A 19,215-nucleotide genomic window follows, 5' to 3' on the forward strand; every position below is an offset into this window, starting at 1 on the left:
CGCTATGTCGAGGACTGCCGGCGCATCCTGCTGGAGCTGGAGGAGGCCGAGGAGCTGGCCGCCGGCGGCAGCGTGCGCCCGCGCGGGCGGCTTACCGTGACCGCGCCGGTGATGTTCGGCGAGCTGTTCCTGATTCCACGCATCGCCCAGTACCTCGACACCCACCCGGACGTGGAGGTCAATGCGCTGCTGGTCGACCGCGTGGTGAACATGCTGGAGGAGGGCATCGACGTCGCCGTGCGCATCGGCTCGCTGCCCGAGGGCGATCACCCGGCGCTGCAGGTCGGGCAGATCCGCCCGGTGGTATGTGCCGCGCCGGCCTTTCTCGACCGCGTCGGCCGCCCGCGTCATCCGGATGAGTTGCGCGATGCGCCCATCGTCATGTCCAGCGCCAGCAACCTGCTGTCGCACTGGCAGTTCATCGGCGCCGACGGGCCCTTCGGTTTCATGCCGCGTCCACGCTTTACCGTCAGCTCCAACCAGGCGGCGATCGGCGCCGCACGCCTGGGCTGGGGCTACACCCGCGTGCTGTCCTACCAGGTGGCCGAGGCAGTGGCACGCGGCGAGATCGAACTGGTGCTCGAAGCCTTCGAACCACCGGCCCTGCCGGTGCACATCATTCACCAGGGCGGGCGCCAGGTGTCGGCCAAGGTGCGCACCTTCGTCGACCACTGCGCCGCCAGCTTTCGCGCCGATCCGGCCCTGCGCGCGGCCGGCGCACCACCCGCAGCATGAGCCATCACCGTGAAATGCAGGTGTTCCTCGCCGTGGCGCAGGCCGGTAGCCTGGCGGCGGCCGCCAGGGCGCTGCAGCTGTCGCAGGCCACGGTGATGCGTACGATTGCTGCGCTGGAGAGCCGTCTGGACAGCACCCTGCTGTTGCGCGGTCCGCGCGGCGTCAGCCTGAGTCCGGCGGGTGCGGCTTTCGCCGACAGCTGCCAGCGCATCCTGCAGCGGGTGGAGGAGGCCGAGCGCTCCGTGACCGGCCTGCACGCCAATCCCGCCGGGCAACTGACCCTGGCCCTGCCGCTGCTGATGACGCATCAGGTGCTGACGCCGATTGCCGTCGACTACCTGGCAGCCTTTCCCGAGGTGAGCCTGGCCACCCTGGCGCGCGAAGAGCCGCCCAGGTTGCTGGAGGAGGGCATCGACCTGGCCGTGGTGGTCGGCCATCTGCCCAGTTCGTCCGGCTTCGCCGTGCCGTTGGGGTGGGCGCGACCGCTGGTCTGTGCGGCACCCGCCTATCTGCAGCGCTGGGGCTGGCCCGCCAACCCGCAGGCTTTGCACGCACACCGCACCATCGCTCGTTCTTCGACCGGGCATGCGGGGGAATGGCGCTTTGTGGACGGCGCGGTGAAGCTCGCGCCGCGGCTGACTTGCAGCACGCCGCAGGCGGCGATCCGCGCGGCGCTCGCCGGTTTTGGCCTGACCCGCTGCCTGAGCTACGAGGCCTATCAGGAGTTGCAGAGTGGGCAATTACAGGCGGTGCTGAAAAACTTCGCTACAGCGCCCGTGCCGGTGCAGCTGTATTACCGCGAGGGGCGCCGGGCGGCGGCGCGGGTGCGCAGCTTTCTCGACTTCGCCGTACCGCGTCTGCGCGCCCATCCAGCCTTTCAGGTCTGAGCTCATTGCATAAAGTGAAATAGTGGATTGCCTTAAGTGGGGATTCTTCTCCAGGTTGGATGGGGCGAACATGGCCCCATCGTCGCGAAGGCCAGTCGTCTCGCGGAGACCTAAGCCCACCTCGAAGGAATCATCACCATGTCCCGTCCCGCCATCAAGCTGTACAACTTTCCCCGTTCCGGTCACGCCCACCGCGCCGAGCTGATGCTGTCGCTGCTGCAGCTGCCCACCGAACTGATCTTCGTCGATCTGGCCAAGGGCGCGCACAAGACCCCTGAGTTTCTCGCCCTCAACCCCTTCGGCCAGGTGCCGGTGATCGATGACGGCGGCACCGTCGTCGCCGACTCCAATGCCATCCTCGTCTACCTGGCCAAGCGCTACGGCAACGACGACTGGCTGCCGCAGGAGCCGGCCGCCGCCGCACGGGTGCAGCGCTGGCTGTCGGTAGCCGCCGGGCTGGTGGCCTTCGGCCCTGCCGCCGCGCGCCTGGTCACCGTATTCGGCTACTCGTTCAACACCGAAGAAGTGATCAACCGCGCCCACGCGCTGTTCACCGTGATGGAAGGCGAGTTGGGCGAAACCCCGTTCCTCACCGGCGACAAGCCGAGCATCGCCGACGTGGCCAACTACTCCTACATTGCCCATGCGCCGGAGGGCAACGTCTCGCTGGAGCCCTACCCGAATATCCGCGCCTGGCTGGCACGCATCGAGGCGCTGCCGGGGTTCGTGCCGATGCCGCGTACCGCCGCCGGCCTGCAAGCCTGAGTCACCGCCAGCTGCCGGGTTTACCCGGCGGCTCCTCTCGTGGAGGGCAGAACATGCAACAGCTTCCCAGCCATCGGCACTCGCCCTGGCACGCCGGTGAAAAGCAATTGCAGGAGAAGGTCGGCGTCGCCGAGCGCATGGAAGTGCTCGGGCAGAAGGTGATCCGCGACCATATGCCGGACCAGCATCGCGACTTCTACCGGCAACTGCCCTTCATGATCGCCGGTGCCGTGGATGGCGCAGGCCAGCCCTGGGCCACCCTGATCGAGGGCGAGGAGGGCTTCGTCACCTCGCCCGACCCGCGCCGGCTGGCGTTCGATCTCGCCGCCATGGCGCTCGACCCGCTCGACCCGGCCACCTCCGGCCTGGGCGCCGGCGAGGCCATCGGCCTGCTGGGTATCGAGCTGCACACGCGGCGGCGCAATCGCATCAACGGCCATATCCGCCAGGCCTCGGCGCAGCGCCTGGACATCGATGTGGAGCATTCCTTCGGCAACTGCCCGCAATATATCCAGCTGCGTGAATACAGCCGCTCTCCGGCTGGACGGGGTAGCGCGCGTCACGACGCCAGCGAGCTGGATGCACGCAGCGCGGCAATGATCCGCGGCGCCGATACCTTCTTCGTCGCCAGCTACGTCGAGCACGACGATGGCCGTCGTTCGGTGGACGTTTCCCACCGTGGCGGGCGCGCCGGTTTCGTGCGGGTGGAGGGCAATCGCCTGACCATTCCCGACTACGCCGGCAACCTGCACTTCAATACCCTGGGCAACCTCAGCGTCAATCCGCGCGCCGGCCTGCTGTTCGTCGACTTCGCCACGGGCGACGTGCTGCAGCTGGCCGGCCGCGTCGAGATCATTCTCGACAGCCCGTTGATCCAGGCCTTCGAGGGCGCCGAGCGGCTGTGGACCTTCGACGTCGAGCAGGTGGTGCTGCGCCCGGCGGCGGCTTCGCTGCGCTGGACCTTTCATGAGTACGCGCCGACCAGCCTGATGACCGGCACCTGGGCGCAAGCCGATGCGCGTCTGCGCGAACGCGAGCAGCGTAATCAGTGGCAGCGCTGGCGGGTACTGAGTCTGCAGCAGGAGAGCAGCGATATCCGCTCATTCGTGCTGGCGCCGGAGCAGGGCGCCGCACCGAGTTTCGCCGCCGGCCAGCACCTGCCCATTCGCATCAGCAGCGCCGCGGGCGAAACCCTGCTGCGCACCTACAGCCTGTCCAGCGCGCCGTCGGATGGCGTCCTGCGCATCAGCGTCAAGGCGCAGGGCGTGGTGTCGCGGCATCTGCACGAGCAGGTTCAGGTCGGGGATGTGCTGGAGGTGCGTGCGCCGCTGGGCAGCTTCACCCTCAACAGCGACACCCATCGGCCGCTGGTGCTGATCGGCGCGGGTGTCGGCATCACGCCGCTGCTGTCGATGCTGCGCGAACAGGTGGCGCTGGGGCGGGGCAGGCGCATGCATTTCTTCCAGGGCGCACGCACGCTGACCGACCTGCCGTTCCAGGCCGAGCTGCGCGAGCTGGTGCAACGTGCCAATGGCCTGCTCCACATCCACCGTGCCCTCAGCGCACCGGGCAGCGATGCCGTGCTCGGGCGCGACTACGAGCAGCAGGGACGTCTCGATCTGGCGCAGATCAAGGCGGCCCTGGCGTTCGACGACCATGACTTCTACCTGTGCGGCCCGGCCGCCTTTACCCAGGCGATCTACGACGGCCTGCGCGACCTGAGTGTCGCCGACGCGCGCATCCACGCCGAGGCGTTCGGCCCCTCGACGCTCACGCGCCGCACGGACGGCCAGGCCGCCACCTTGGTGCAGCCGCCAGCGGCGAGCGAGCCGGTGCCGGTGTACTTCACCACCTCGGCCAAGGAGGCGCGCTGGACGCCAGGCAGCGGCAGCCTGCTGGAGCTGGCGGAAAGCCGCGGCTTGAGCCCCGAGTTCAGCTGCCGCGGCGGTTCCTGCGGCACCTGCAGGACGCGTCTGGTCAGCGGCCAGGTGCACTACCCGAATCCGCCCGCCGAGCTGCCGCAAGACGACAGCGTGCTGATCTGCTGCGCCGTGCCGGCGCAGGGCGAAGGCGGCACGCAGCCGCTGGTGCTGGATCTCTGAGGAGGCAGGCGAGATGAACGGGCAAACCCATCCCACTCCCAGCTGGCGCGACAGCGCCCAGGCCATGCGCCACTCGTACTGTGCTCAGAGCGAGGTCGAGGCCGGGTATCTGCTGCCGCAACTGCTGGTTTCGGCGGAAATGCCGACGTGCCGATCCTCCGTTTCGGCATCGACGCGCTTATGGCGATGGCTGGCCGGGGGCAGCGCCAGTGCGCTGTCGTAGGGCGCGCGGTGTGTTCCACCCATAAGCTCGCTGGCGGTGCGCACGACGCACGCTGAGGGCCAGTGAGCGCCGGACCATTGTGAGCCAGCTCAGAGACGCGATTGCCATAACCAGCCCGCCTGGGACGGCCTGTTAGCCGTTGGCCAGTGCGCGCCGCGCCATCCAGCGACGGTACTGACGGGAGCGCCGCATATCGTTCAGCTGCTGCTGGAGCAGCGCCCACAGCGGCGATACCTGCGGGTGGGTGTCGCGGCCCTGGCTCAGCTTGCGCAGCTGGTGCTTGACCACGGCCATGTTGGCCAGCGACGCCAGCACCTTGTTGCCCCAGGTGATCGGCGGCAGCTGCGGCGCGTTGTGCTGCCCGCGCTGCCAGTCGCGCGGCAGGTTGGGGTCGATGGCCAGGGCCGTGCCGATGCCGACCATCTCGACGCCGCTGGCCAGCACCTGCTCGGCGACGGGCGCACGGCGGATGCCGCCGGTGACCATCACCGGCATGCTCACCAGCGCACGAATCTCGCGGGCGAACTCCAGAAAATAGGCCTCGCGGGCCAGGGTGCGGCCGTCGCGGGCCTCGCCCTGCATGGCCGGCGCCTCGTAGCTGCCGCCGGACAGTTCGACCAGGTCCACCTTCAGCTCGCCCAGCAGCCTGACCACCTGCTGCGCGTCGTCGGCGCTGAAGCCGCCGCGCTGGAAATCCGCCGAGTTGAGCTTGACCGCCACCGCGAAGCCCGGCGCCACCTCGGCGCGCACCGCCTTGACGATCTCCAGCAGCAGGCGCGCGCGGTTTTCCAGCGAACCGCCCCATTGGTCGCTGCGCCGGTTGGTCAGCGGCGAGAGGAACTGGCTGAGCAGGTAGCCGTGCGCCGCGTGGATCTGCACGCCGCTGAAACCGGCCCGTTCGGCGAGGCGGGCGGTGCGGACGAAGCGCGCTATCGCCTCGTCGATCATCGCCTGGGTCATCGCCAGCGGGGTGGCGAAGCGCTTGGACAGCTTGCCCAGCTCCAGCGCCACCGCCGAGGGTGCCCAGGTCGGCTGGCCGAGGTTGGCCTGCATCTGCCGGCCGGGGTGGTTGATCTGCAGCCAGAACTGCGCGCCCCGAGCACGACCGGTGCGCGCCCAGTGCTCGAACCTGGCCAGCTGCGCATCGTCCTCCAGCACCACGCCGCCCGGGCCGGTCATGGCGCGGCTGTCGACCATCACGTTGCCGCTGATCAGCAGGCCGGCGCCGCCCTCGGCCCAGGCCTGGTAGAGGCGCAGCAGCTGTTCCGACGGCGCGTGCTCGGCGTCCGCCATGTTCTCCTCCATCGCCGCCTTGGCGATGCGGTTGGGGATGATCGAGCCATTGGGCAGGACAAGGGGGGCGAACAGGTTCATGGGGCGCTTCCTCGGCTGAAAGTGAGGCGACCTTAACCTTTAAGCTCACTTTAATGTCAATGGGCATTTGCACGCGATTCGCCCTGTCCATCGTCACCAACAAGCCCGGCAACGCCAACCTGGGGCCGATCAGCCTGGTCGGCCAGTCGCTGTCCAAGGACTTCTGGGGCTACGTGCTCAAGCTGCCGGTCAATACCGAGCTGGCGCGGGTGCGGGGCGTGGTCGGCTACAACCTGTCGAAGTGGCTGACCGCCATCGATTGTCGCGAGACTGGCAAGCGCCTCGTCTTCGAGATCGCCGACAGCGAAACCGGCAGGCTCGACCTCGCCTTCGAGGTGGAGAAGCTCGCCGATCTGTCCAGCGACCCCGAGCTAGTGACCAACAGCTTCACCAATATCGGCCACGACGGCGAGCTGGCCTATGGCTAGGCCGTTTCCCGGCAGCTGCGCCATGCCTCCAACTCGAACGCGGATTCGGTGAGCCTCAAGCTCGGCGATGGCAGTCTGTCGAGCTACATCGAGTCGCTGCAGCTGGGCAGGGTGATGAAGGACGCATACGTGCCGGACTTCCAGAGCGCGCTCCATGCGCCCGAGCCCCTGGCGCAGATGCTGCGGTGAAAGGTTGGGCGGGCCGTGCGCCAGCCATCAACGGCTGGTGCGCGCGGCGCCCCCCAGGCGATTGCAGCCTCAGGCGCGCTGGCCGGTTTTGCCGGCGCGTTTGGGCATCTCGCTGGTCTCGCCCAGGTTCATCTTCGACAGCACCCGCTTGGCGTTGGCCGCGCAGTCGAGGTCGTCCGGTTTGCTTTCGATTTCGTCGATCAACGCCAGCAGGTGCGTCTTGCTCTGCGCCAGGCGTTGCTCCAGCGCCTCGATGTCATGCACCTTGGCGTGCAGGGTGTCGAGCAGCTTGCCGTGCTCCCACTGCGACAGGTCCTGCGGCAGCAGCGTGCGCAGCTCGTCGAGGCTGAAGCCGGCCTGCTGCGCCGTGGTGATCAGGTTCAGCACCAGCACGGCCTCCTGCGGATAGCTGCGATAACCGTTGGCCTGCCGCTCCACCAGCCTGAGCAGGCCGATGCTTTCGTAGAAGCGAATGCGCGAAGCCGCAAGGCCGGTGCGCAGCGCCAGTTCGCCGATTTTCATAGCTGTGCTGCCCCTGTGCTGCAAGCCGGTTAAAGGGTTAAGCCCAACTTTAACCTTTAACTCGGCAACCGGCAGCTCTGGCTCGCAAGGCTGCCAGCTCGTGCCTTTGCTCCGCGGGCGCTTCCTGGTTGTCCGAACGCACGGCGCCAAACGCCGGGACTCAAGACTTCAGCGCCGCCTCGATCTGTGCGATATCGATCTTGCTCATGCCCATCATGGCCTCGAACGCACGCTTGGCCGCCGCGCGATCGGGGCTGGCGATGGCGGCGGTGAGGACGCGCGGGGTGATCTGCCAGGAGATGCCCCATCTGTCCTTGCACCAGCCACAGGCGCTGGCCTGGCCGCCGTGGTCGATGAGCGCGTGCCACAGGCGATCCGTCTCGGCCTGGTCGTCGGTCGCGACCTGGAAGGAGAAGGCTTCGTTGTGCTGGAACGCCGGGCCGCCATTGAGGCCGAGGCAGGGGATGCCCATCACCCTGAACTCCACCGTCAGCACATCGCCCTGCTCGCCGGCGGGGTAGTCGCCGGGGGCGTGATGCACGGCCAGCACGGCGCTGTCCGGGAAGGTCTCGGTATAGAAGGTCGCCGCCTCCAGCGCGTCGCGGTCGTACCAGAGGCAGATGGTGTTCTTGCTGGTCATCCTGAGTCTCCCGCCATGGGTTGAGACTCAGGAGTCTAGACGGCAGTGGGGCTGGCTAGTGTTTGCCTGGTTCGTCATTACGACTGCGGCTTTTTTATCCAGAATCGCGAAACGGATCGAACGGGTGGTGCTTGCCGTCGTAGCGGATGGTCGTGCTGACCTTGCGAAGCGTGGGCGCCTGCCGGCCTGCACGAACATGAGCAGTAACCCTCAGATCGGCGTAGCCCTGGGCTTGCTTCGGCCCAAGGCCCAGCGTCAGGTCGGCCTGCTCCGATTCAAAACCGCTGTCCGGCACACAGGATGTGCCCTGCGCTCGTGAGGAGTGGTTTCCGCCCCGTAGCGGTCCCTCGATCCCGCCGATAAATCTGCTTTCTGCTGGTATTGTGCAGAACCAGCTGCGCCTGGGCGGTCAGTCTGAAAAGCATGCAAGTCAATTTCTGTGGATAAGAGCATGAATAAACTATCTGAAATGCATGCTTTCGTGGCTGTAGTGGACACCGGGAGTATTTCCGAGGCCGCTCGTCGTTTGGGCACGGCCAAGTCGATGGTTTCCCAGCGCATTCAGCAACTGGAGAAACGCCTGGGATGCATCCTGCTGGAGCGTGGTCGGCAGACTCGCCTGACCGAGTCGGGTGAGGTTTTTTACCGTCATTGCACCGGAATTCTCGCTGACATAGAAAATGCCGAGAATGCAGTTCTGACGTCCCAGTCGAGTGTCCGCGGAGATCTGCGTATTGCAGCCCCGATGGCGTTCGGTATGCGATATCTGACGCCGCTTTTGGCGTCTTTTGCCAAGCAATATCCTGAGTTGTACTTGGACGTTGAGTTCGACGACCGGCGCGTCAACTTGCATGAAGAGGGCTTCGATGCGGCGGTGCGTATTGGCGAGTTACCGGACTCTTCGCTGGTGGCCAAAATCATCACACCCAACCGCCATATCATCTGTGCCAGCCCCGACTATCTGAATGCACATGGCACGCCACAGATACCGCAAGACCTCGCTCAGCATTTCGCCTTGCTCTACGTTAATCGCGAACCACACGGCATGTGGACGCTGCCGGTGAACGACACATTGGAGTCATTTCGCGTGCGCTGCCGAATGCGCACCAACTGTGGTCACCAACTCATGGAGGCGGCGAAAGCAGGCCTCGGGCTGGCTATATTGCCCACCTTTCTGGCCGCGCAAGCCATCGTGGACGGTGAACTGATAGAGGTGTTGGAGCCTTATGCCCCGCGAGGAGGCAATATTTCTGTGGTCTACCGTCAATCGCAAAAAAACTCGCCCAAGCTTCACGCGCTGAGCAGCTTCCTTAGCGAGCAGATCGGCAACCCGCCCATTTGGGACCAGATGCTGGCAACCAGTCCGCATTCACAGCAGTGACTCGTTCGAAAAAAACGAAACACCGATTCGATTTTCCCAGGCTTATGGCGAGGGTCTCTCCGACTTATCCTTTTTCCAGCTGAGCGCGCTATTCGCGTCTGACAGGAAAAGGATCGGTGTCGATGTTCCATACCGCTCGCCGTACCGTGGCTGCCAGGGTGTATTCGGCTAACCCGCACTGGGCGCTGGCTTAGCGCGTATTGGCAGGCCGGTAAAGGCTTATGGCTAGGCTACCGTTCAGAGCAACGATTATGAGATTGCCTGAAATTGCAGGTACGAGAGTCAGTCACTGCGTTCACCCCGGTCCTCGAGCAGGCATTGGCCTGGTAATCGAAGCAATGGGGGAGAGTGTTCGTGTAGCGCTCGGCTTTCGCCCTGTCTATCGACTTGAGCCGTGGCCGGCGTAGTTGATCAGCCCTTGATCATGGCTCCGGTGCTATCCGTCAACCCTGCGCCGCCCTGGCGGCCTCTCCGGAGCAGGCCCGCTCTACGCATCCATACTGACTGGAACCGTGTGATGTCACGCTCACTCGTTTCGGTCCTCTCATTCGCTGGCACAGATCAATCGAGCCGCTCAAAACAATAATCGAGGCCTCCTTCAATGGCGATCAGCTACAGCTCAGGGATCAAGCATTCGGACTTTCAGGACCTGAGTGAACAGATTCGCTTTCAAAGCACGGAAGGCAAGATCTGGTTCGGCGAGCAGCGCATGTTGCTGATGCAGGTGTCGGCGATGGCTAATTTCCGCCGTGAACTCATCAATAGCCTGGGGATCGAGCGCGCCAAGGGATTCTTCCTGCGACTTGGCTACCAATCCGGACTAAAAGACGCCGAAATGGCCCGCAAGCTGAGGCCGAACAGTCCGGAGCTGGAAATGTTCCTGGTTGGACCGCAGTTGCACTCCTTGAAGGGCATGGTCAATGCGAAGCCCATTCAGTTGGAAGTGGATCAGGAGGCCGGCCATTTCTACTGCGAGCTTGAATGGATTGATTCCTTTGAGGTCGAGAGCTGTCTGACCGAGGTGGGCCTGATGGATGAGCCCGTTTGCTGGTCCTTGCTGGGCTATGCCTGTGCGTACAGCTCCTCGTTCATGAAACGCGAAATCATCATCCAGGAAACCAGCTGTCGCGGGTGCGGCGATGAGCGCTGCATCATCATTGGCAAACCCGCCGAGCAATGGGAAAACGCCGCAGAATTCAGACGCTACTTTCAAGCCGATCCGATCATCGAGGAGCTGTATGAGCTGCAATCGCAGATCAGCTCGCTGCGCACGTGCCTGGAGAAGCAAGAGGGCCAGTACTACGGCATAGGGCGCTCTCCCGCCTACATGATGGTCTGCAAGACGATCGACAAGGCAGCCAAGGGCAAGATCTCGGTTCTGTTGCTCGGAGAAACCGGCGTCGGCAAGGAGGTAATCGCAAGGAGCGTCCATCTTCGTAGCGAGCGCGCCGAGCAACCGTTTATCGCGGTGAACTGCGCTGCCATTCCGCAAGACTTGATCGAGGCCGAACTGTTCGGCGTCGAGAAAGGGGCGTTTACCGGCGCCAATCAGACCCGCCCGGGACGCTTCGAGCGCGCCAGCGGCGGGACCATCTTTCTGGACGAAGTGGTAGAACTGACCCCCAGAGCGCAGGCGACCTTACTAAGGGTGCTGCAAGAGGGGGAACTCGAACGTGTGGGTGGCTCTCGGACCCACAAGGTCGATGTGCGGGTCATTGCTGCCACCAATGAGAGCCTCACCGATGCGGTCGAGGCGGGCCGGTTTCGCGCGGATCTTTATTACCGCCTGAATGTGTTTCCGGTTCAGGTCCCCCCGCTGCGCGAGCGGCTTGAGGACCTGCCGCTGCTGGTCGAACACTTTCTAAGCAAGTTTCATCTGCAGTATCACAAGCGCACGCTAGGTTTGTCAGACAAGGCTCTAGAGCTGTGTCTCAGTTACGCTTGGCCGGGAAACATCCGCGAATTGGAGAATGTGATCGAGCGCGGCGTCATCCTGACTGACAGCAATGAAACCATAGGGCAGGACGCTCTTTTTGCGGTCTTCCCAAAGGCAGGCAATCTGCATGGTGATCGTCTCAATGCCGATGGCGCGCTGGTGCAGGCTGAGGACACGGAAAGCTCAGCCGATTGGGTCACGCAGATCTTCGAACGAAACATAAGCCTGGAAGCTGTAGAAGAGCAGCTGATGCGACGGGCAATGGACCTCGCTCAGCAAAACGTTGCACAAGCCGCTCGAATCCTCGGGTTAACTCGACCTGCGTTGGCTTACCGTCTCAAGAAAAGCGGCATCCTTGATGAGGATGCGACTGAGTGAATTCGCTGTCTTCGCGGATGGATCAAATCGATTGCGAAGTTTTTGTGACATTAACCAAATAATCAATGCGCTGCCGTGATTTATCAAATGATAAATTTTGCCCTTCTTCGATAAACAAAGGACTTGACCAAAATTCCTTCCTTTATAAATCTATCCCGCTGATAAATATGGTTTTTCTCCAGTATCTTGGGCAATGGCATACCCTTTGCTCAAGTACTACCAGTTGCCGAGTACTCACCAGCACTTGGCGACGTACTAGGTCTCATGCATCACAAACGGTAGTTAACGGAGAAGCTCATGAACATCCCCAAAATCAAGTCGCTGTTTGCAGCAATCACCCTCGCTGCGTGCATTGTGACTGTTACTCCCGTGGTCGCGCAGTCAACTAGCGAAGCACAGTCTGCGGCTTCGCTTTCGGTCGTCATGGAGTTCCTGGCCAATACTGCGCCCGATAAGGTTGAGGCCGCTGCCGAGAAGCTGGCGGCTCCCGACGCCACTTATGTTTCGCTCAACTTCGATAACCCGGAGTTAAGGAAAATCATGCCTTGGACGGGCACAAACAAGGGGCCGAAAGCCTTTAGTTCATTGTTCATGCAGGTCCAGGACTACTGGAAAATCGAAGACTTCACCATCAGCACCAAAATCTCCTCCGGAGAGGATGTGGCGATTTTCGGTAAGTTCACCTATCGGTCCGTGGCAGTCGACCAGGTATTCACGTCGCCGTTCTCCATCCATGCCAAGGTACGTGACGGCAAGATGACCTATTTCCAGTTCATGGAAGATACCTACGCGTCTGCCAGCTCCTTCCGACAGTCTGGCGCCTGGACTGTGAAGACCTCTGCGAACGCAGCCCCCTTTACGGTGGCCGCGGATTAACGATTTCGGTCGCGAGGACCAAGCCTTGTGCCGGCATCCCGGAGAGCGAAAGCACTCCTGGCGTGCCGGCAGATGGCGCCCGGAGGGGAGAGTTCATCATTGCCAACCTCTCTACGCGTCAGGACAGGGCCCGATACTTCACACCAGGCAACACGCAGGAGTTAGCCATGAATATTCATACCCCGCACACCTCCCGACATGCGTTGAATTGGGTCGGTGGCGAGTGGATGGGCGCGGACACGATCCGTGGATCCATCAACCCTGCTACCTATGAGGTCATAGGTACCTATGCCGAAGGGGGTGTTGAAACCGTCGAAGCGGCCATCGCCGCGGCGAAACGCGCCATGCACGAGACCGATTGGGTGCACGACCGCAAGCTGCGTGCGCGCGTGCTCGACAACCTTGCAGACGCGTTCGAACGCAATCGGGGCGAGCTCATCAAGATCCTCTGCACCGAAAACGGCAAGATTCAACGCGAGGCCAGCTTCGAAGTCGATCTCTGCGCGCCGTCACTGCGATATTTTGCCGGTATCGCGCGCACTGAGGCCGGACGGGTCGTGGACTCCAGACCGGGCAGAATCGCGATGATGATGCGCCAGCCAATGGGCGTGGCGGGAATCATCGTGCCGTGGAATTCCCCGATAATCCTGACGGTACGATCACTCGCACCTGCGTTGGCGGCCGGCTGTGCGGTAATCGTCAAGGTGCCGGGCAAGAGCGCGCAGATCGCCTCGGCCCTGTCCAAGATCTTCAGCAACGTAACGGCACTGCCCCGCGGCGTGATTAATGTCTTTACCGACGAGACTGGCGATGGCGCCAAGCATCTCGTCGCCTCGCCGGAGGTGCCGATCATCAGCTTTACCGGTAGCACTGGCACCGGCAAGGCGATCGCGCTCAGCGCCGCACCGCACTTCAAGCGCGTTGGGCTGGAGCTCGGTGGTAAGACGCCATCGATCGTGTTCGACGATGCCGATCTCGATCTCGCGCTACCCATCTTGGAAAAGTCAGTGACGGTGTTTGCGGGCCAGTTCTGTGTGACGGGGCAGCGGGTGATCGTGCAGGAAGGGATCGCCGACGAGTTTCGCAAACGCTTTGCCGAACGCCTGCGCGCGGTAAAGGTCGGGCCTGCGGCAGACCTGTCCAGCGACATGGGCCCGATGATCGACCGCGAGAACGTCGAGCGCGTCGATAACCTGGTTGAGCGCGCCATTGCTCAGGGCGCGCAGACCATTGTGCGAGGTGGTCCGGCGGTCGAAGGCAGGCTGTCGAAAGGCGCGTTCTTTCGCCCCGCGTTTCTCGAGGTGAGCGATCCGACGATGCCGATCGTCCAGGAAGAGACGTTCGGGCCGGTGGTCACCATGCAGAGGTTTGCGACGGAACAGGAAGCCGTTGCGTTGGCCAACCACAGCATCTATGGCCTGGGAGCGAGCATCTGGACGCGCGATCTCTCCAAAGCGTTGCGGATCGCGCCCCGGATCGAGGCGGGTATGGTCTGGATCAACGAGTGGGGTGCACTCGGCGAAGACACCGAGGAGGGCGGTTGCAAGCAGTCGGGCCTCGGCCGTCTGAATGGTGTGGCTGCGATTGACGACTTCACCGAGATCAGAACGATCACGCTCAATCCAGGCCTGATGGATGCCCAAGTGTAAACCAGCGCCGCATCTATAAACAGCACGTTATCCAGAGGAAATGGCAATGGCTAAAGTTTTAGTGCTCTATCACTCCATGTATGGCCACATTGAGACCATGGCGAACAAGGTCGCCGAAGGTGCCCGCAGCGTTCCGGGAACGGAGGTTGTGATCAAACGGGTTCCTGAAACGATGAGTCCGGAAGCCTTTGCCGCAGCAGGCGGCAAGACGAATCAGAGTGCCTCAGAGGCATTGCCGTCAGACCTGGCCGATTTCGATGCAATCATCTTTGGCACCCCGACGCGCTTCGGCAACATGTCCGGACAAATGCGCAACTTCCTCGACCGAACAGGCGGGCTCTGGGCCCAAGGTGCTCTGGCAGGAAAGGTCGCCAGCGTGTTTACCTCAACCGGAACGGGCGGTGGCCAGGAGATGACCATTGCCTCCACCTGGACCACGTTGGCCCATCACGGAATGATCATAGTGCCGATCGGCTATACCACCCCAGCGCTGTTTGATGTCTCCAAGGTAGGAGGAGGTACTCCCTATGGTGCGTCTACCATTGCCGGTGGCGACGGTTCCAGGCAGCCAGATGAGCGTGAGCTGGAAATAGCACGTCATCAGGGCGAACACGTTGCGCGGATCGCATCAAAGCTACACGGCTAGAACGAGAAGTACCTGGCCCCATAACGACCGAACGGCCCTTGACTCGACCGGTGGCACGCATCGATGCGCGCCGCTGGATCGATAGGGCCAAGGCTTTGAGCAGAGTATCCAACATGAGCGAGACGCAACCTGAAGCCGTAACCCTGGTGGTGCGCCATCAGGTTCGCCCAAACCACGTGCCGGGCTACGAGACCTGGTTGCGTCGCATCATCGCCACGGCCAACCAATGCCCCGGCCACCTCGGGGTGGACGTGATGCGTAGCTGGCGACCCGACGTGGCACAGTTCACATGCGTGCTGCGTTTCACCAGCTTAGAGCAGCTGCAAAACTGGATTCGCTCGGAACAAAGGCGCCAGCTAGTAGCCGAGGTCGTACCGCTTCTTTGCGATGGCGACCAGTTGGAGATCGCTCAAGGCAAGGATTTCTGGTTCGTACCGGAAACCGTCCAAGCACCTCCGCCACGCTGGAAACAAAGCTGCGTAACCTTTCTCGTGATTCTGCCTCTGAGCCTGCTGATGCCGCTGCTTTGGCAACCTCTGTTCCAGCTTGTTCCCTGGCTTGGCGGTTACTTGCTGAGCAATGCACTCATCACTCTAAGTATCGTTCTGCTCGTGGTGTACCTGCTGATGCCCATGGCCACGCGCGCCTTTGGCGTCTGGTTGAGGTCTCACGATCATGAGAGGAACGATCCTGAGTCAGGATATTCACGATGAACGTCGCCGCAGCATCTGCGCTGCCGGCGGTTTGCTCGGCCCCGCCGGCGCCATCTGGTCCGCCTTGTGCCTTCTGCCGTCACCTTCAAGCTTGGCTCCGCTGGCCGTGCCGCTGATGCCTGGCCGGTAGCCGTCGTATCCGGGCAAAAGAGTCCCTGCGCACCAGCACGACCCTGGGCGCCGCAGCAATGTGCAAGTGAATAATCGCCAAGGCTACCGGAGCACGCTCGGCTGTTCCTGCTTCGCCTTTTGAGCTTTGCCAGCCAGCGGTGAGCATCCATGAGAGGACTGCTGGGCTGTGCAGGGTAGTCAGGTGGTGAAGCTCACCACCGCCTATCAACGTTCAAATGATGAAGCAGGAACGACTTGGTTTCTTCATAGCGCCACTGCGCGCCGCTGCCTCATAAGCTCAGCAACTGGCTGTTTCGCGTACCGCAATTGAGAAATTTGCTATTGGGCACTGCGACACCCCGGTGTAGACCTGAGGCCTGCTCCGGGGAACTGATTCAAATCGATTAGATAGAGCACAGCGCACGGGCACCGTGTGGCTCATTACTTGCGCCTTGAGAGAGGACGAAAGCGTACTGCTCCAGCCCACCTCGCATCAAACGAATCCCGGCTTAGCGCAGCGTGCATGCTGCGAGCAAATCTTGCTGCAGCATGTAGCGCCGTTCAAACGGGGTTTCGCTGATCGTTAATCAAGAGGAAACGAGTCTCTCGTAGTCCGAGAAGGGCTTGAGCGCGCAATATTGCACGTGGAGCAGATTCTCTTTGACGTAAGGCAGCGCCTCGATGTATTCACGAGCCTCTTCAAAGGTCGCGGACTCCAGCTCAAACGCTGCACCGGGACCAGCGGCCAGCCCATGGACTGCGCGAACAATACCGTCAGCGAAGCCTTGCCAAACGTGCACTAGCTCCGGTTTCGCCAGTCGCTTGAAGTCCTCTGCCGCTCCATCAGCGCGGCGAGTCAGGATCACGAAGGTTTTCATAACACCCCCTCCGTTTCCAGCTGCTGCCGCTGGGCTGTTTCACCATCAGCAACGTGCGCCATTAGGCCGGTCTGGCCGACGGCCACATGCGGTTTAAGCTCGTTGCGGGGCGTGTAATCCCCTCCGTTTTGGGGCCGGAAGGGTATTGGCGCGTCTGTGAACAAATCCTCGAGACGGGTGCGCCAAGCCTCTTTGGCTGCGGTAGCACCTGCGGCGGTCAAGTTGCCAGTGCCGTATATGGCGAACGTAGGCAGCACATCGAACCCGGGAAAGTAGAGCGAGCCGTGCGTGATCGGAAACAGCAATTGCTCAAGTGGTCCGTTGATACCGCGCGGCGAGTAGTCTTCTGCGGGGCCACCGACAGCGACCGACAACATGGCCCGCTTGCCCTTGAAGGCCCCGTCACCATAGCGGTAGGTGTTGCCGGCGTCCTTGTAGCCGTGGGCGAGTCCGGCTGCCCAGACGCGATCTATCCATCCCTTCATGATGGCCGGCATGCCGTACCACCAAAGTGGAAACTGGAAGATGACAGCATCTGCCGCTAAAACCTTGGCTTGCTCTGCCGCCACGTCAGGGCTTTGGCGGCGATGACGATAGGCGTGGGCGGACTCTGCGCCGAACGACAGCCGCTGAGGGTTGGCCCGCTCAGGAAAGTCGTGCTCGTCGAACGTTGCTTTCCAGCCCATGGCATATAGATCGGATTGCAGGACCTCGTGCCCTTGTGCAGTCAAGCATTCAACAGACACATCCACCAGTTGCCGCGTTAGCGACGAAGGCTCGGGATGGGCATAGATGATCAGTACTCTTTTCGACATGAAGGACCGCTCCGCTGTGATGTCGCTGGAGTGTCGCGGGGCTCGGACCATCTGTGAAATCGCAAAATTTTCCTGCTAGCATAAGTTCGATGGATACCAGACGCCTTGATCTCAATCTGCTTGTGACGTTGGAGGCCCTTCTCATCGAGCAGAACGTGACTAGGGCGGCTGTCCGTCTGCATTTGAGCCAGCCAGCGGTCAGCGCGCAGTTGAGCCGCCTGCGCGACGTCTTCAACGACCCTCTTCTGATCCCCGCGCAGCGTGGAATGACCCCCACCGTCAAAGCCTTGGAGCTGCTCGTCCCGCTTCGCCAAGCACTTGACCAAGTAAGGGCCACCGTAACTACTCACCTGAATTTCGAGCCCGCGACGGCGAGCCTGACGGTATCAATCGCCTGCACGGATTACGTTCAGGCGGCCTTGATCAAGCATCTCGTTGTCGCCATGCGGCGCGAAGCGCCGGGTGTCCGTATCGCACTGCGCATCCTGGACGTGCCACAGCTGGAGCTGCAGATGACCCGCGGCGAGGTGGATCTGGCCGTGATAAACATGAACGGGGCTCCGCCCGCACTGCGCTCGCAACACCTCTATGATGAGAGTTACGTGCTGATCGGGCGCCGTGGGCATCCAAGCCTGCGCGCGGACCTGACGGTGGAAGAGTTCGCGCAGCTGGAACATGTCGTGGTGTCACTACGCGGCGGAGGCTTCTCTACCTCGGTGGATAACGCCTTGGTAGCGCGGGGGCTGCGGCGTAATGTAGTTCTGTCAGCCTCGTCATTCCTTCCGGTGCCGGAGTTGGTCGCGCAGTCGGATTGTGTGGCCTTGGTTCCACGTCGTCTCGTAGAAGGTCGTGGCGAGCAGCTGCTGTGCGTAGCTCCCCCATTGCCGGTGGAGGGTTTTGCGATTGGCATGTTCTGGCATGAGCGGTCGGATGGGCACGCCGGCTTCCGATGGGTGCGTGAGTTCATCGCTCTCGTAGCCGATTCTCGGGCATCCGGTTCAACTGAATCGAACTGTCAGACTAGGTAGTTAATCGCATTATTCAAATGCGACCTCACGTAGCGCGCGCAGTCTCTGGTATTCGCGGCAGGCATGGCCTCAAACCGGAAATAGTGATCGTCTGCTTCTGGCCGGTTGTTGCCTGTTACCTCTGCCTCCCCCCAAATACTCAACCCATTCACCGCCAGCACCGGCAGCAACATGACCGGAATTGCCTTGGCCGCCAGGGCTTACAGGAACCCTAGCGAAATATAGGGCGTCTGCCGCAGGCAACGGCGACGCCGAGCGCGCTGGCCTGGGGTTTCTCGCGGTCGACCGTGTGCAGGCGGCCGTTGTGGAGAATGAGATCGGCGCTCATGTGTTCTCCAGATGACTGGCGGACGAATCGCTAGTGGTGAAAGCGCGTTCTGGGGCGCAGGCCCCCTGACTCAGGGGCGATCTGCTTTGGCGGCAGGCGCCAGCCAGGCAGCGAAGGCGCGTGTGGCCATGGGCGTCACGTGCGGGGCGTGGTGGTGTGGTTCACTGCTCGGCATGCCCAGTTTCAGCAGCTGTGGGCTGGGGCTGGGCCTTTCGAGCCTCTGGCGCTGAATGAAGCACAGGTCAACTCAACCACTCACCCAGCGCTGCCGCGCCCAGCCACTCAGGCCATCGACCGCCAGCACCAGCACCAGCATGGCGAGGATCACCGTGGCCGCCTGGGCTTCCTGGAACAGGCTGAGCGACACGTAGAGCATCTGCCCCAGGCCACCGGCGCCGACGAAGCCGAGCACGCTGGCCATGCGGATGTTGTTCTCCCAGCGGTATAGCGTATAGGCCACCAGTTGCGGCCAGACGCCGGGCAGGGTGCCGTAGCAGAAGGCATTGATGCGCCCGCCGCCGCTCAGGCGGATGGCTTCGGCCGGTTCGCGCGGGGTGTTTTCCAGCGCCTCGGCGAACAGCCGGCCGAGCACGCCGGCGGTGTGCAGGGCC

The 19,215-nt window shown here is 62.6% G+C and carries 19 protein-coding genes and 1 pseudogene; 13 read left to right on the top strand and 7 right to left on the bottom strand.

The window, feature by feature from the left end:
• The 5 genes from N878_RS18120 to N878_RS28475 form a co-directional block, all read left to right on the top strand.
• A partial coding sequence (locus N878_RS18120) for a LysR substrate-binding domain-containing protein (RefSeq protein ID WP_021444993.1) occupies positions 1-735 on the top strand: 735 nt, incomplete at its 5' end.
• Positions 732-1,622 carry a LysR substrate-binding domain-containing protein gene (locus N878_RS18125; protein ID WP_031303441.1) on the top strand — a complete coding sequence of 297 codons (891 nt, stop codon included), beginning with the start codon at positions 732-734 and terminating at the stop codon, positions 1,620-1,622. The genes N878_RS18120 and N878_RS18125, both read left to right, overlap by 4 nt.
• 138 nt (positions 1,623-1,760) lie before the next feature.
• A complete protein-coding gene (locus N878_RS18130; protein ID WP_021444995.1) occupies positions 1,761-2,387 on the top strand; it encodes a glutathione S-transferase family protein in 627 nt (208 codons plus the stop codon).
• Positions 2,388-2,440: 53 nt separating this feature from the next.
• Positions 2,441-4,489, top strand: a complete 2,049-nt coding sequence (locus N878_RS18135; protein WP_021444996.1) for a pyridoxamine 5'-phosphate oxidase family protein — start codon at positions 2,441-2,443, stop codon at positions 4,487-4,489.
• Positions 4,490-4,502: 13 nt separating this feature from the next.
• Positions 4,503-4,712 (top strand): hypothetical protein, encoded by a 210-nt coding sequence (locus N878_RS28475; protein WP_156350896.1) that lies wholly within the window; start codon positions 4,503-4,505, stop codon positions 4,710-4,712.
• A 132-nt stretch (positions 4,713-4,844) separates the two neighbouring features.
• Here the strand turns inward: N878_RS28475 and N878_RS18140 are convergent, their stop codons facing one another.
• Positions 4,845-6,086, bottom strand: a complete 1,242-nt coding sequence (locus tag N878_RS18140) for an NADH:flavin oxidoreductase/NADH oxidase family protein (RefSeq protein ID WP_021444997.1) — start codon at positions 6,084-6,086, stop codon at positions 4,845-4,847.
• Between the two features lie 80 nt (positions 6,087-6,166).
• On the opposite strand from N878_RS18140, the pseudogene N878_RS18145 reads away from it, so the two are divergent.
• A pseudogene (locus tag N878_RS18145) lies at positions 6,167-6,703 on the top strand (acetoacetate decarboxylase (ADC)); the annotation flags it as partial.
• Between the two features lie 69 nt (positions 6,704-6,772).
• Here the strand turns inward: N878_RS18145 and N878_RS18150 are convergent.
• The 3 genes from N878_RS18150 to N878_RS26975 form a co-directional block, all read right to left on the bottom strand.
• Positions 6,773-7,225 (bottom strand): MerR family transcriptional regulator, encoded by a 453-nt coding sequence (locus N878_RS18150; protein ID WP_021445000.1) that lies wholly within the window; start codon positions 7,223-7,225, stop codon positions 6,773-6,775.
• Positions 7,226-7,385: 160 nt separating this feature from the next.
• On the bottom strand, positions 7,386-7,865 hold the full coding sequence (locus tag N878_RS18155; RefSeq protein ID WP_021445001.1) for a VOC family protein: 480 nt from the start codon (positions 7,863-7,865) through the stop codon (positions 7,386-7,388).
• 94 nt (positions 7,866-7,959) lie between these two features.
• Positions 7,960-8,160, bottom strand: coding sequence for a hypothetical protein (locus tag N878_RS26975; RefSeq protein ID WP_021445002.1), 201 nt, complete (start codon positions 8,158-8,160; stop codon positions 7,960-7,962).
• A 156-nt stretch (positions 8,161-8,316) separates the two neighbouring features.
• Between N878_RS26975 and N878_RS18160 the strand changes: the two genes are divergently transcribed.
• From N878_RS18160 to N878_RS18185, 6 genes are all read left to right on the top strand, one after another.
• Positions 8,317-9,246: a LysR family transcriptional regulator gene (locus N878_RS18160; protein WP_031303442.1), complete on the top strand. Its 930-nt coding sequence runs from the start codon at positions 8,317-8,319 to the stop codon at positions 9,244-9,246.
• A gap of 601 nt (positions 9,247-9,847) precedes the next feature.
• The gene (locus N878_RS18165) at positions 9,848-11,560 is read left to right on the top strand and encodes a sigma-54-dependent Fis family transcriptional regulator (RefSeq protein ID WP_021445004.1); all 1,713 of its coding nucleotides are present in this window, start codon (positions 9,848-9,850) and stop codon (positions 11,558-11,560) included.
• Positions 11,561-11,857: 297 nt separating this feature from the next.
• Entirely contained in the window at positions 11,858-12,436 is a 579-nt protein-coding gene (locus N878_RS18170) for a nuclear transport factor 2 family protein (RefSeq protein WP_021445005.1), read from the top strand.
• A 167-nt stretch (positions 12,437-12,603) separates the two neighbouring features.
• Positions 12,604-14,085 carry an aldehyde dehydrogenase family protein gene (locus N878_RS18175; protein ID WP_021445006.1) on the top strand — a complete coding sequence of 494 codons (1,482 nt, stop codon included), beginning with the start codon at positions 12,604-12,606 and terminating at the stop codon, positions 14,083-14,085.
• Positions 14,086-14,131: 46 nt separating this feature from the next.
• Positions 14,132-14,731, top strand: a complete 600-nt coding sequence (gene wrbA, locus N878_RS18180) for an NAD(P)H:quinone oxidoreductase (protein ID WP_021445007.1) — start codon at positions 14,132-14,134, stop codon at positions 14,729-14,731.
• Positions 14,732-14,844: 113 nt separating this feature from the next.
• Positions 14,845-15,444, top strand: a complete 600-nt coding sequence (locus N878_RS18185) for a hypothetical protein (protein ID WP_021445008.1) — start codon at positions 14,845-14,847, stop codon at positions 15,442-15,444.
• Positions 15,445-16,142: 698 nt separating this feature from the next.
• On the opposite strand, the gene N878_RS18190 is transcribed toward N878_RS18185, so the two are convergent.
• Together N878_RS18190 and N878_RS18195 are read right to left on the bottom strand one after the other, a co-directional pair.
• Positions 16,143-16,433, bottom strand: a complete 291-nt coding sequence (locus tag N878_RS18190; RefSeq protein WP_021445009.1) for a hypothetical protein — start codon at positions 16,431-16,433, stop codon at positions 16,143-16,145.
• Positions 16,430-17,248, bottom strand: coding sequence for an NAD(P)H-dependent oxidoreductase (locus tag N878_RS18195; RefSeq protein WP_031303444.1), 819 nt, complete (start codon positions 17,246-17,248; stop codon positions 16,430-16,432). The genes N878_RS18190 and N878_RS18195 overlap by 4 nt, the downstream gene beginning before the upstream one ends.
• An 89-nt stretch (positions 17,249-17,337) precedes the next feature.
• On the opposite strand from N878_RS18195, the gene N878_RS18200 reads away from it, so the two are divergent.
• Complete coding sequence (locus N878_RS18200; RefSeq protein WP_021445011.1) at positions 17,338-18,276, top strand: LysR family transcriptional regulator; 939 nt, start codon at positions 17,338-17,340, stop codon at positions 18,274-18,276.
• 575 nt (positions 18,277-18,851) lie between these two features.
• On the opposite strand, the gene N878_RS18205 is transcribed toward N878_RS18200, so the two are convergent.
• A partial coding sequence (locus N878_RS18205; RefSeq protein ID WP_021445013.1) for an ABC transporter permease occupies positions 18,852-19,215 on the bottom strand: 364 nt, incomplete at its 5' end.

This window comes from Pseudomonas sp. EGD-AK9 (genome assembly GCF_000465935.2).
GTDB lineage: Bacteria > Pseudomonadota > Gammaproteobacteria > Pseudomonadales > Pseudomonadaceae > Aquipseudomonas.